This window comes from Acidimicrobiia bacterium, assembly GCA_036396535.1.
Classification (GTDB): Bacteria; Actinomycetota; Acidimicrobiia; order Spongiisociales; family UBA5794; genus DASWKR01.
The window spans coordinates 1-13,718 of record DASWKR010000041.1; the positions used below are offsets into that span (position 1 = coordinate 1).

Annotated in this window: 10 protein-coding genes; 7 read left to right on the forward strand and 3 right to left on the reverse strand. The window is 67.4% G+C overall.

Annotation, left to right across the window (positions count from 1 at the left end):
* Together VGC47_07200 and VGC47_07205 are read left to right on the forward strand one after the other, a co-directional pair.
* Nucleotides 1-2,274, forward strand: a 2,274-nt coding sequence (locus tag VGC47_07200) for a PKD domain-containing protein (protein ID HEX9855083.1), incomplete at its 5' end; no start/stop codon positions are given.
* A 162-nt stretch (nt 2,275-2,436) separates the two neighbouring features.
* Nucleotides 2,437-3,615, forward strand: a complete 1,179-nt coding sequence (locus VGC47_07205; GenBank protein ID HEX9855084.1) for a DUF6519 domain-containing protein — start codon at nt 2,437-2,439, stop codon at nt 3,613-3,615.
* Between the two features lie 89 nt (nt 3,616-3,704).
* On the opposite strand, the gene VGC47_07210 is transcribed toward VGC47_07205, so the two are convergent.
* Nucleotides 3,705-4,019: a hypothetical protein gene (locus VGC47_07210; protein ID HEX9855085.1), complete on the reverse strand. Its 315-nt coding sequence runs from the start codon at nt 4,017-4,019 to the stop codon at nt 3,705-3,707.
* A gap of 227 nt (nt 4,020-4,246) precedes the next feature.
* Here VGC47_07210 and VGC47_07215 point away from each other — a divergent pair, with 227 nt between their 5' ends.
* The 5 genes from VGC47_07215 (at nt 4,247) to VGC47_07235 (ending at nt 12,466) form a co-directional block, all read left to right on the forward strand.
* Nucleotides 4,247-5,557, forward strand: a complete 1,311-nt coding sequence (locus VGC47_07215; protein ID HEX9855086.1) for a hypothetical protein — start codon at nt 4,247-4,249, stop codon at nt 5,555-5,557.
* 122 nt (nt 5,558-5,679) lie between these two features.
* The gene (locus tag VGC47_07220) at nt 5,680-8,673 is read left to right on the forward strand and encodes a CHAT domain-containing protein (GenBank protein HEX9855087.1); all 2,994 of its coding nucleotides are present in this window, start codon (nt 5,680-5,682) and stop codon (nt 8,671-8,673) included.
* A 36-nt stretch (nt 8,674-8,709) separates the two neighbouring features.
* On the forward strand, nt 8,710-9,981 hold the full coding sequence (locus tag VGC47_07225) for an alpha/beta hydrolase (protein HEX9855088.1): 1,272 nt from the start codon (nt 8,710-8,712) through the stop codon (nt 9,979-9,981).
* Nucleotides 9,982-10,116: 135 nt separating this feature from the next.
* On the forward strand, nt 10,117-10,947 hold the full coding sequence (locus VGC47_07230) for a putative protein N(5)-glutamine methyltransferase (protein HEX9855089.1): 831 nt from the start codon (nt 10,117-10,119) through the stop codon (nt 10,945-10,947).
* 85 nt (nt 10,948-11,032) lie between these two features.
* Nucleotides 11,033-12,466: a 6-bladed beta-propeller gene (locus VGC47_07235; protein HEX9855090.1), complete on the forward strand. Its 1,434-nt coding sequence runs from the start codon at nt 11,033-11,035 to the stop codon at nt 12,464-12,466.
* A 29-nt stretch (nt 12,467-12,495) separates the two neighbouring features.
* Here the strand turns inward: VGC47_07235 and VGC47_07240 are convergent, their stop codons facing one another.
* Nucleotides 12,496-13,161: a response regulator transcription factor gene (locus tag VGC47_07240; GenBank protein ID HEX9855091.1), complete on the reverse strand. Its 666-nt coding sequence runs from the start codon at nt 13,159-13,161 to the stop codon at nt 12,496-12,498.
* Nucleotides 13,158-13,718 (reverse strand): histidine kinase (locus tag VGC47_07245; GenBank protein ID HEX9855092.1); only part of this gene is annotated, 561 nt, incomplete at its 5' end. The genes VGC47_07240 and VGC47_07245, both read right to left, overlap by 4 nt.

Here is a 13,718-nt window from a genome sequence, read left to right on the forward strand (position 1 = left end):
TTCATCGACACCAGCATGCCGCTCGACGGCAACGCCGACACCAGCGAGTTGCGGGTGGCGAGATCCACAGACGGCGGAACCACCTGGACGAACGAGCAGGTGGTCGCCCCGCAGGGCCGGGCGCCGTTCGGATGCAGCATCAGCGTCAACTCCGACGCCTCGGTCTCCGTCGTGTGGGCCGACCGCAACGACAACGACATCGACCACCGGCGCTCGACCGATGCCGGCGTGAACTGGGGTGGGACCGTCCAGGTCAACAGCGCCGCCCTGCGTCAGCCCGGCACCGACAACACGGTCGCCTGCGGCGCCACCAACCGGCCGACCTTGCTCGGGAGCATCCGCATGCTGCACCAGGCCTGGATGGCGATCGACACCACCGGGGGCCCCAACGACGGCAACATGTACGTGGTGTGGGCGAGCGACCCGGCGATGGCGGGCAACGACCACAGCGACGTGTTCTTCAGCGCCTCGACCAACAACGGCGCCAACTGGAGCGCTCAGGTTCAGCTCGGCGCCGGTGGCGGCCAGACCGACCAGTTCGAGCCGCACGTGGCCGTGGCCGACAACGGCGACGTCGGCGTCGTGTGGTACGACCGGCGCAACGACGCCACGAACAACATGAACATCGACGTCTACACCGCATTCTCCAGCGACGGAGGTGGCACGTTCGGCGGCCTCGTGCGGGTGACCGACCAGAGCTTCGGCGTCCCGCAGCTCAACCCGAACTTCAACCCGGGTGCGGCCCAGTGCTACATGGGGGAGTACATCGCCGTCGCCGGACAAGGCGGCGGCTTCTACTACCTGTGGGGCGACAACCGGAACACCGTCACCAACACTGCTTGGCCGGCCGGCAGGCCCGACCCAGACGTCTTCTTCGACTTCATCCCGGGACCGACGAACACCGCCCCCACGGCGAGCGTCGATCCGGCGTCAGGCGATGAGGGCGAGGCGATTGCGCTGAACGGGTCGGCGTCCGACGCCGACGGCGACTTCCTCCTGTACTCGTGGTCGTTCGCCCCCCTCGCCGGCGTGGACGCCGGGGCGACGTGCACCTTCGCCGACGCCACCACCCTCACGCCGACGGTCACGTGCTCCGACGACGGCTCCTACACGGTCACGCTGACGGTGACGGGTGACACCGCCGGCGTCGTCACGGCTTCGAACACGCTCACCGTGTTGAACGTGGCGCCCACGGTGACGGCGACGTCATCCGACGTGACCATCGACGAGGGCGACTCGTACACGATGACCGCCGGGTTCTCCGACCCCGGGTGGAACGACACCTACACCGGCTCCATCGACTGGGACTTCCCGGCCGAGGCGCCCGAGGTGATCGGCCCGGTGGTGACCACACCGGGTCCGCCGGCGGATCTCGGCACGATCACCGGCACACGGCAGTACGGCGACAACGGCGTCTTCACGGTGGTCGCTCAGGTCACCGACGACGACGGCGGCACCGACTCCGACTCGAGGACGGTCACGGTCAACAACGTTGCGCCGACCGCCGAGATCGACGAGAGCGGCGCCATCCTCATCAACGGGGTGCCGACATTCCTCACGAACGCAGGCGACCCGATCGACTTCTCGGGCAATTCGGTCGACCCCGGCAGCGACGACCTGACCCTGCGCTGGGACTGGGACGATGGCCCGCCCGCCCCGGACGTCGTGGACGTCAGGCTGGTGAACCCGCCGGGCGCCGATCCGACACCGAGCCCCTCCGTGCAGCCACGGGACGAGACCAGCGACGAGACCCACGCGTTCGACGATGCGTGCCGCTACGACATCGTCTTCGACTCCACCGACGACGACGGAGGGATGGCGTCCGACACGGCCGTTGTGATCATCGTCGGCAACGATGATCGGATTCGGTCGGCCGGGTACTGGACCCACCAGTACCGGGGCAACGGCGACATCGACTTCAGCGACTTCGAGTTGGAGTGTTTCCTGGAGATCGTGAACTTCGTCAGCCAGGTGTTCAGCGAGGAGAGAACCTTGGCGACCATCGACGACGCCGTCGACGTGCTGCGCGTCAACGGGAGCTCCGACATGTCGGAGCTGCTCGACCGGCAATTGCTGGCCGCGCTGCTCAACTTCGCCAACGGCTCCGTCGGATGGGATGAGCTGATCGACACCGACGGTGATGGCGTCGACGACACGACGTTCTCGGATGTGATTGCGGCGGCGGAGAGCGTACGCGCCGATCCGACAGCGACGCGGGCACAGCTCGAGGCGCAGAAGGATCTGCTGGAGCGCATCAACCTCGGCCTCGGCTAGTCAGGGACCATTGGGTAGGGGGTTCCGGTCGTCGGACCCCCTACCTCGGTCGGCTGGAGCGGCGCCGCCATCGAGTGCAGGCCGATTCGCGTCGTTCCGCCAAAGCGGAGATGCGCTCGGCTCAGCCGCACTGCTGGGTAACGTCGCTCTGGTGATGGCTCCATGAAGGGCGACTTCTCTCGCTTCCCCTATCGACGCTCCGCGCACTACGAGTCCGTGTTGCTGCAGCAGGGCCGGGTGAGCGTCGATGCCGACTGGAACGAGCAGGCCGTCGCATCGTCCTCCATGATGCGCCAGCTGATCGTCGACCTGATCGGCTGGCACGGCGCTCCGACCTCCCGATCGGGTGGCTTCGAGGTGTCGGCGTCGGACGGCACCATCACCGTCGGGGGAGGCACGTATTACGTGGACGGAATCCGTTGTTCCACGGCCACGCCGGTCGAGATCGAACTTCCCAACGACGACCGCTACCTGGCGTACCTCGAGGTCTGGGAGCATCAGGCCGGCGTCGTCGAGGACCCGTCGCTCCTCGACCCTGCGCTCGGCGGGGGCGACACCTCCGTGCGCGTCGAGGTGGCACATCGCGTCCACGTCGTACCCGTCGAGTCGAACGAAATGGAACCGAAGGCAGCGCGCACGAGGAGGGAGTTCCGGCGCACGCTCCGGCGGTTGGGAGTGATTCGAGCTCGGTCGGAGATGCCTGCGCTCGAGGTCGGCTCGGGTGACGGACCCGGCGTCGACCCTCAGGGCGGATACGCGGGTTCGGAGAACCACCTCTACCGCATCGAGGTGCACCAAGGGTCCGACGACGGTGGAGCAACGTTCAAGTGGTCTCGATCCAACGGCAGCGAGGCCTGGCGGATCACCGAAGTGAGCGGCGTCACGGTCTCGCTCTCCGTGGGGCGAACCACTCCTGCATCGGGTGACTGGGTCGAGGTGGAAGGCCGTGATGGTGACAGCTCGGCCCACTTCTCCCGGGTCGAGCAGGTCGCAGCCGCCGGAGCCGCCCTCGAGGTCACGCTCTCGGATCCGCCCTCGGAGCGGGTTGCGGCTGATGCCGTGGTGTTGCGAAGTTGGGACGGACCGCTGCAACAAGCAGCGAGTGACGTGTGGATCGACATCGAGCACGGCCTCCGCATCCGGTTCAACGATGGCTCGCTGCGCTCGGGCGATTACTGGGTCATCGCCGCCAGGGCCGGGTCGGGGATCATCGACTGGCCACATGGCTGCGCCGTGCCCCCTCTCGGTGTCGAGCGTCATCACGCCCCTCTGGCGGTCATCGAGCCGGGGGGAAGGGTTCGCGACTTGCGCCGTCGCTTCGCGCCCCTCAGCTCGGCGTGAGCACCGCAGTCGATCACGGCCGGTATCGCGGAAAGTGAGACGGCACCCCCGGGCGGACCTGTTCGTCCGCCCCAGGGTGCATGGTGCGTCTACATCTCGATCGCTTCGGCCACCTCGACCGATCCGCCCGACGAGAAGATCGGGCAGCCGGACGTCAGCGCCACGGCTGCATCGAGCGAATCGGCGGTGACGAGGCTGTAGCCGGTCGCCGGGTTGGCGCCTCCGCCCGGCGACGCCGAGCCGTCGCTGGCGATCGTGGTCGAGGGACCGAACGGGTTGCCTCCATCGGTCAGCGCCGACCCGAGGCCCTCCATCCATGTTCCCCATGCGGCCATGAGGGCGGCGCCTTCCTCTTCGGTCTCCGCCATTCCGCCGCCGTGGTAGATGAATGCGTACTTCGCCATCGCGGGACTCCTCCTGTGAGTGGTTCGCCTTCGAGGTGACGACGATCGGCCGGCAGCGAATTCGACCGACTCCACCCAAGTTTTCTGAGCGACCGGTGACTCGCCCGTCACCGCGCCGAGTTGCGCAGGGCGGCGCTCGATCGACAGCTGCCTCCGAGAGGAGCTCATTGGCCTTCGGACGGATCGCCCGTGTAGGTTCAGACGAGGAGGATGGGGGAGCGTCCCGAGTGACCGGAACAGTCGAAGGCCCCGATATCAACCAGATCGTCGACTCGGCGCGCCGACTCGGCGTCGAGATCGACCGGGACGAGGCGATCCAGTGGCTGGCCGCGGTCGAATCGGCTCGCATCGAAGCGGACATCTCCCTCGACGCCCGGGCCGGCGTCTACGGGCACCGCGTCACGATGCTCGACTTCAGCGACGAGGACCTCACCTACTTCCGGCGCATCGGCGCCATCGTCGGCTTCGACGACGGCCCGGACATCGAGACGGCGCTGGCGTTGTCCGGCTCGGCCGCCCAATCGAAGATCCAGACATACCCCGGTGACTGCGACTACTTCGAGCGGATCAACATCCGCGCCCCGACGCGCCAAGCGGCGAGCATCCGATTCTCGAGGCTCCTTCGTGACAAGGCGATGGCGACCATGGGCGACACCGGCTACAGGTTGGTCGAGGTGAAGTACGGGACCTATCCGTTCGACTGCCGACGCGGAGGTCTGCTCCACGCTGCCGCCTCGACGATCGCGTGGCAGCCCGGGGACATCCGGCGCGGAGCTTTCGACGTGGAGCGCGGCGACGGCGAAACCGTCGCGATCTCCTGGGACGAGTGCGCCATGGACGCCGGCTGGTGCAAGCTCGACTGGATCGTCGCCGACCCGGTTCGCGGCCAGGTGGCGAATGCGAGCAACATGCTCGACGTGACCTGGGAGGCAGCCGACGGCTCGATCACGGCGCTCGATGGGTTCATCGATCACTACTTCCAGGAGGTCTACCTGGAGCCGGAGTCTGTCCCGCTCTTCTCGAAGCTCGTTCAGCAACTCTCCCCGGACGCCCTCGACGACTACGTCGAGGCTCTCGAGGGCGAGGTTCACAAGTACATCACCGCCGAACCGAAGAACTACGGCAAAGCGGCCAAGCGCATGTACAACGTCTTCCGCTACAACGGGTCGTACGTCGAGGCGGCGTACATCCGCGAGCTCTTCGACGAACCGACCGCGGCGCTGTACCAGATCCATGCGGTCGTGCGAGCCCTCGACGAGGCTTCCGAGCAGGGATCGGCGATCTCGTCGGAGACGGTGATCGGCAGTCTCGACGAGGCGGTCGTGGTCGCGGTGGAGCTCCTCGACGGCGAGGAGGAGACGGAGATCGTGCGAAGCCTGATCGACCTCAGGCAGAGCATCACATCGGGGGCGATCGCCGAGAGGTCGGACAGCGTCGCGGCCGCTCGTCAGCGACTCCTCAACGTCGTGAACAGCTTCTTCTACGAGAAGCTCACCGCCGTTCCCTCGATAAGGGCCTACATGGAGCACCTCGGCTGATAGGGATCGGCCGTCGCGGACCCGCGGCAGGCCCCCGGGCGCAGCCTCGGTCCCGTGGCCGGTTGACGGCACGTCAGGATGTCGATACGAGCTCCAGCTCAGTTGTACGGCGGTCGGAGCCCGTGAGTAACGTGATCGTCGCCGCTGTCGACGGGGGAGGGACGAGGTTGGACAAGCTCCCCGCCCTGATTGCGCAGGTGCTCGCCCCCGTCGATCCTCTCCGGCGCCCCGACCCCTTCGGGCTGGAGGATGCCCTCGAGGAGGTTTTCACCGACTTGGCAACGGATGGTCCAGCCGAGCTCGTACAGGTGCGAATCCAGGCTGCGGAAGAAATCCTCGAACGGTGCATGACCTGCGACGTGATGTACACCTACAACGTGATCACGCTGGGGGATCACGCCCTCTCCGAGCTGGAGCAGCTCGGAGAGCCGGTGTTGGCGCACCGGACACACTGTCTCCTGGCCCGCGCCTACTGCTTTCATCAAGTGGGCGCCAAGGAGCAGAACCTTGCTCTAGCCCGAGTCCACGTGCAATCGGCCGAGGGTTTGCCAGGCTCCGCAGCGACGCCGACTGCGGTGGCAGAGGCTTGGATCGACGTTGCTCGGGCCACCGAGCTCGTCGGCGGTCACGGGTCCGACTCTGATGCAGGCGCGCTGTACCAGAAAGCTCGCAACGAGTTGGAGCCGGGTGGGCCCGTAGGTCTCCTCGAGGTCGCCAACCGGGGAACGGCCGACGAAGCCGCCGGGAGGAGCATCGACGCCGACGGTGATGCGGAGTCTCTAGAGGATGAGCTTGCCGGCCTGGCGGGCACCCTCCTTCCCCGGCGGATGGTGCCGTATGCCGACGAGCTCGGGGCTTTCTACCTCCGACGCGCTTACGTGGGCGACGGAGCGAGTGCACGAAGATGGCTGCAAACGGCGGAGAGGTCCTTGTATTACCACGCCGGGCTGGTTCGGACGCGGGCACGGAACCAGCTCAACATGGGTCGGTACTTCACCCTCGTGAGTGTCGCCGAAGAAGAGGACCTGCGCTACGTGCGGAACAAGGCCCTCATGCACCTCCAGACGGCCGCGGACGTCGCCGACGGCCGTGGAGACCGCGACCTCCTCGGCGAGTGCCTCGTGGCCGGGGCGCAACTCTGGACGGACCTCGGCGATCTGGAGCTCGCCGAGTCGTTCCTGGTGCAAGGCCTCGAACTTCCCGGCCTGGCGACTGAGATCGAGAGCAGTCTGTGGGAGGCGTACGCCCGGCTCACCGCGCAAACCGATCCGGCCACCGCACACGCGTACGCCGCCCGGGCGGTGGAGGTGCTCACGCGGGATGACGAAGCGCCAGGAGGCGAGCCGGCGCGGCTACGAGCGCTGAAGACTCAGGCCGAGCTCGCCTACTACTGGGAGATGACGACAGGTCCGCGGGCGGTCTCACGGCACGGTCCGTCCCGGGAGGCGATCGAGCTCATGCTCGAAGCCGCGTCCGGCCACGAGCGAAGGAACGAGCTACTGGATGCCTACCAGGCGCATCGGCGCATCGCACTGTGGTTCATGGGCGCCCGTGCCTACGAGGAGGCTCTGGGTCACTATCGAGACTGCCGTCGTGTGGCGGACGTTCTCATCACCGAAGCAGGCCGGCTCGAGGCAGAGATGATAAGGGTCGCACGAAACTCCCTGACTGAAGAAGGGAGGGCCGAGTTGATCTCCGACCCACCTCCAGCGCTTCGCCGGGTCAACGCCATCCTCCAGGTGGCCACGGCGACGGCCCCCATCGATTGCCAGAGCGCCGCCTATTGCGCGGCCCACTTGGGCATGCTGGAAGAGGCAATCGACTGGGTACTGCAGAGTCGCCTGCGGGACGTCCTCGGCAAGAGGCAATCCCGGCGCGCCGGTGTCGATGAGCTCGCGGAGGTCGTGGCGAGCGGCGACGTGGTGGCCGCTGTCCCGATCGTGAGCGATGCAGGCGCCATCGTCGTGCTGTGCTCAGGCGCCGGGGACCTCGAATCGTTGGACCTTCCCCACCTCCGATATGCGGACCTGCAGACCGCGCCGCGCGACGTCGATGATTACCTCGCGGCTCGAGGGTTCGACCTCTCCACGCAATCGGTGGCGTGGATGAACGTGGTACCAGACCCCATGGATCGCGGCGAGGAGCCTGCCGAGCCCTGGTGGCCAGACATGGAATCTGCCGCGTTGCGGATCGGCAGGCACTTCGTCGGTCCTCTCCGTGAGTACATTGCGGAGCGCGTCGCAGCCGACGTGAGAGTCGTGATGCTGGCACCTGCGATGCTGGCGCTCATGCCCCTCAAGGCTGCCGGCGACATGGCCACTGGACGAGATGAGCAGCTACGTCACCCGCTCTCGATCCAGTTGGCGTTCACCCCGACGCTCCCGACCTCCCGTCAGAGCACGGCAAATGGGGGATCGAAGCCGTCCGCGCTCGTGGTCACCGGCACGCGTGACCTGGCGTTCGCCGAGCTCGAGGCGCGAACCGTGGCCGCGCTCTTCGGCAACCATGCCGACCTCCTCCCGTCCGGTTCGGCGAGCCGTGACCTCGTACTCGAGAGGATGCCAACGGTCGACTGCCTGCACTTCGCCTGCCACGGACACTTCGAGCCCGACCGATGGAACCAGTCACGGCTGGTCCTCAGTTCCGACGAGTCGATCGAGATGCGCGACGTCGTCGATCTGGATCTCACCGGAGTCCGCCTTGTCACCCTCTCGGCTTGCGACACAGGTTTGGCACTGACCCGGACGATGCAAGAGGAGTTCCTCGGTCTGCCACGCGCCTTCGCCATGGCGGGAGCGGCCGCCATCTTGTGCACCCTGTGGGAGGTGAACGACCTCTCAACGGCTCTCGTTCTCGAGGCCTTCTACGGGTCGTACCTCGCAGGTGAGCATCCGGCTCGAGCCCTGCGAGAAGCGCAGGAGCGGATACGCGATCTGTCGGCGAAGATGCTGGTCGATCGTGCGCGCAACGAGATGGCCAAGGAAGGTAACCAGCGGAAGTGGCGACCGATGGAGTGCTCGGTCATCATCGGTCGCTACGGTGATCTGCCCGACGAGTACCGTCCCTTCGAGTCGCCCTACCACTGGGGCAGCTTCGTGCTGTGGAGCACCTCATGAAGGCGACGAGCTCGGCCCACGCCTCGAGGGACGATCGTGAGCCAATATGACGCTCTGCACGAGGCGATCGCCCGCATATGGGACGAACTACCGGAGCTGTTCGGCGCTTTGTGGGAGGCGACAGATCTCGCCATGCTGCCGCTGCTGCGCAGCCTCGACGGCGACGAGCACGACGAAGCCGAGGACGAGATCTACGAGCTGTTTCGTCCCGTTCCACAGGCGCTTGAGAGACTGAATCGCGTCCTGTCGGAGTTGATCGCGCACCCGGTGCGAGGTGACGCGACCGCCGCTGGTGAGATCCCACGCCGACGTCAGCACGAGCGCTACGTCTCGATGCCGGTCCTCTACGCCACCGATCGAGCGCCGGACACCAGCCGTGATGGCAGTACGCATTACACGGGCACACGCGGAGATCGCCTGCGGACCGGCCTGGCGATCGTGACCATCCCCGACGACCACCGCATGGGAAAGCTCGAGCGCCCGCGGATCTGGAGGTGCGAGTTCCGAGAGAACCCGGCGCGTCACGTCATCGTGCTCGAGGTCAACGAGCTGGCGAGCGACCGGTTCGTTGAAACTGCGCGTGCCATGGTGGAGACAGCGGGCACTCCGGAGTCCCTGATCTTCATCCACGGGTTCAGAGTCGACTTCCTCACGGCGCTGCGGCGCACTGCGCAGGTCGCCTACGACCTGGCGTTTGCCGGTGTCCCCATGTTGTACAGCTGGCCGTCTCCCGCAAAGGTGCTTCGGTATGTCACCGACGAAGCCACCATTCGGTGGACGGAAGCTCATTTCCGGGAGTTCGTCGAGCTGACGGCGACTCAGCTAGAGCTCGAAGTCGTGCACATCGTCGCCCACAGCATGGGCAACCGAGTCCTTGCCGAGACGTTGGGATCCACGCCGGGGTTGGGGGCAGCGCAAGCAGGTGCTCGCCTCGATCAGATCGTCTTCGCGGCACCCGACATCGACTCCGACACGTTCCGGCAGCTCGCCACGCAGTTCACCGGCCGTGCCGGTCGCGTCACGCTGTACTCCTCTTCGAAGGATGTGGCGCTCGAGACTTCCCACAAGGTCCACGGCTACCCCCGCGCCGGGGACTCCGGCGAGGGCCTCGTGGTGGTGGCGGGAGTCGATACGATCGATGTGACCGCGGTCGACACTTCACTGATGGGCCACTCGTACTACGGCGACAATCGCTCCGTGCTGAGCGACCTCTTCGCTGTCATCCACGGCGGGCGCAGTCCCAGCGAGCGGTTCGGCCTGATTCAACGAAGCATCGCACCAGGCGACTACTGGGAGTTTCGTCCGTGAGCTGAGCCATTGCCCAGCTGTTGTCGGCTGCGGTCCAGGCGGTCGTGGAGGTGCTCACCATGTTGGCGTGAGGGCGGTCACCACCTCGATTGCCATGTCAGACTGACTTCGCTCGCGGCAACTCGAAGGGATCTGATGCCGGTTACGCCATCTCGCGTCGACCCTGCCATCGTCAGGAGGCTGCGCGCCGCCGGGTGCGTCTTCGCCGAGGACGAGGCGCGGCTCCTCGTGGCCGAGGCGGGGTCGCCTGCCCATCTCGAGGCCATGGTGGAGCAGCGTGTCGCCGGTCTGCCTCTGGAGCACGTCCTCGGGTGGGCCCAGTTCTGTGGGCTGCGGATCGCGGTCGACCCGGGAGTCTTCGTGCCGCGTCTGCGGACCGAGTTCCTCGTGAACCAAGCCGCTGCCCTGGCGGGCGACTCGTGGCCGATCGTCGTCGTCGACCTGTGTTGCGGCTCGGGCGCAGTGGGGGCCGCCCTCGTCGACGCTCTCGGTGACGTCGAGTTGCATGCTGTCGACGTCGACCCGGCCGCGGTGGTGTGCGCTCGTCGCAACGTCTCGACCGCCGGTGGCCGTGTCTACGAAGGCGACCTCTACGAGCCGCTTCCCCCCGCCCTGCGAGGCGGCGTCGACATGGTCGTCGCCAATGCCCCGTACGTGCCGACCGGGGCGTTGGGCCTGCTACCCCGGGAAGCTCGGGTCTACGAGCCGCCGGTGGCGCTCGACGGCGGCGACGACGGGCTCGACGTCGTGCGGCGGGTGGCCGCCTCAGCGACCGCCTGGCTGGCGCCGGGAGGCCACCTCCTGGTCGAGACCAGCGAAGACCAGGCATCCCCGGCCGTCGAGATCTTCACCCGCAACGGGCTCGAGGGGCGGTCGGCGAGCTCCGGCGACCTGGGCGCCACCGTCGTCATCGGGACGAGACCCGCCCTCCCGAGCCGGCCGGGGGAGCGGACTCACCGTGCCTGACGTTCGCGCGGTCGTGCTCGCTCGGCTGGGCGGCTCCGTGTACGGTTGATGGCCTGGTGACGCCGGGTACGGGAGGAGGATCGCCGTGGGTGGACGACTGAGAGCGGTTGCGACGACCTGTCTGATGTTGAACTTCGTCGTGCAGCCCGTGCCGCCGCCGCTGGCGGCGCTGGTGCCGGCCCCCCCGGAGTACCGGTTCACGTGGGGCTTTCAGGGCAGCGAACCCGGGGCGTTCAACTCGCAATTCCATCTCGCAGTGGACAGCCAGGACCGGGTGATCGTCGCCGACGAGGGAAATGAGCGAATCCAGATCTTCACCCGGGGCGGCGTCCTTCTCGACGAGTTCGGGTCCGCCGGCACAGGTCCCGGGGAGTTCAGCTCCCCGTTCGGAGTGGCCGTCGACAGCGCCGATCGGATCATCGTGGCCGACACGTTCAACAACAGGATCCAGATCTTCGACGCCTCAGGCAACTTCCAGTCCGAATTCGGGTCGGGGGGATCGGGAGCCGGGCAGTTCGCCACCCCCTTCGGGGTGGTGGTCAACAGCAAGGGCCACATCGTGGTCGCCGACACCAACAACGACAGGATCCAGGTGTTCACGGCGGACGGCACCTTCATCCGCATGTTCGGGACCGAGGGCACGGGCGCCGGCGAGATGGACAACCCGATCGATGTAGCCGTCGACGACGACGACAGGGTGTACGCCGTCGAGGAGATTGGCGATCGGGTGTCCGTGTTCAAGGCGAACGGCGCCTTCGTTCGCAACTTCGGAAGTGAGGGCGCGGAGAATGGCCAGTTCTCCTCGCCCGACGGGATATTCGTGGACCATCAGCGGAGGGTGTACATCGCAGACAACAACACACGCATCCAGGTTCACAACCACAACGGCGATTATCTCTTCACCTTCGGGTCGGCTGGAATGGGAAACGGCCAGTTCACGACGCCCGGCGATGTGGTCCTTGATTCCACCGATCGGATCTTCGTGTCCGACCGCGGCGCCCACCGGGTTCAGGCGTGGCAGTACAAGAAGTGCCACGGCGAGCCGGCGACGATCGTGGGGTCCGCCGGCGACGACGTGATCGACGGCACCAGCGGAAAGGACGTCATCGTCGGCCTCGGGGGCGACGACGTGATCCGAGGCATGGGCGGCAACGACGTCATCTGCGGCGGCGCAGGTCTCGACCTCCTCATCGGCGGTGACGGCCACGACCTGCTCGACGGCGGCGGCGGCGACGACGAGCTGCGCGGTCGCTTGGGGAACGACACCCTGATCGGCGGGAAAGGCGTCGACCTCCTGCGCGGCGACGACGGTGACGACACCCTGGCGGGTGGCACGCGTGGCGACGAGCTGCGAGGCGGCGACGGGGCCGATACCCTCAGCGGTGGCAAGGGCGGCGACCTCCTCAAGGGCAACAGGGGACGCGATCTCCTCCAGGGCGGCCCGGGGGACGACGTCTGCGATGGAGGCAAGGCAACCGACACTGGCAAGGGCTGCGAGACCGAGATCGACATTCCCTGAGGCGCCGGCTGTGCTCGGCCGAGGATGGATCAGTCCGTCCAGCCCGGTCGAACCAAGCCGGTCTCGTAGGCGTACACGACCAGTTGCGCCCGGTCGCGGGCTCCGAGCTTGATCATCGCCCGGCTCACGTGGGTCTTGGCGGTGGCGCCGCTGATGTAGAGGCGCTCTGCGATCTCGCCGTTCGAAAGACCGGCGGCGACCAGCCCCATCACCTCACGCTCCCTGTCCGTGAGTCGCCCGAGGTCGGGCGCCAGGTCGGCCGGTTTCGACCTGGCGGCGTACTCCTCGATGAGCCGCCGGGTAGCTCGAGGCGCCAGGAGCGACTCGCCGGCGGCGACGGTGCGGACCGCTCGGATGAGGTCGGCGGGCTCGGTGTCCTTGACGAGGAAGCCGCTGGCACCCGACCGGAGCGCTTCGAAGACGTACTCGTCGAGATCGAACGTGGTGAGGATGACGATGCGAACCCGCTCGAGATCCGGGTCGGCGGTGATCGACCTCGTGGCGGCCAGCCCGTCGACGCCGGGCATGCGGATGTCCATGAGCACGACGTCCGGACGCTCGGCGCGCACCAGCGCGGCCGCTCCCTCGCCGTCGCCCGCCTCTCCGACCACCTCGATGTCGTCCTCGGCGGCGAGGAGCGAGCGGACGCCGCCGCGCACGAGCGCCTGATCGTCGACGAGGGCCACGCGGATCACGCCTGCGGTCCCAACGGAAGCTCGGCGCGGACGGCGAAGCCCCGCCCGGCACGGGGCCCGGCGACGAGGCCGCCGCCCACCGAGGCGGCCCGCTCCCGCATCCCGACGATCCCGCTGCCGCCACTCGGAAGGTCGCTCCCCGGGCTCCCGCCCGAACCCTCGTCGAGCACCTCGACTACGAGCACCTCGCCATCCGTGTAGATGCGCACCGTCGCATTCGGATCGTCCGAGTGGCGGGCGACGTTCGTGAGCGACTCCTGCACGATGCGGTAGGCGGCCAGGTCTGTAGCTCTGGGCAGCCGCCCCACGTCCACGCGCACGTCGAGGCGCACCTCGACCCCGGTGAGGGCGGCCTGGGCGATCAGCTCGTCGATGCGAGCCAAGGTTGGCGTCGGGCTGCGCGGCTCCTCCTCGTCCGTGTGGCGCAGCACTCCGAGGATCGAGCGCAACTCGAGAAGGGCGTCCTTGCTGGCGGCCTTGATCGCCGTCAGTGCGTCGCGGGCCTCGGCGGGCAGGTCGTCGGCGAGGTGGAGCGCCACCCCTGCCTGGATGTTGAT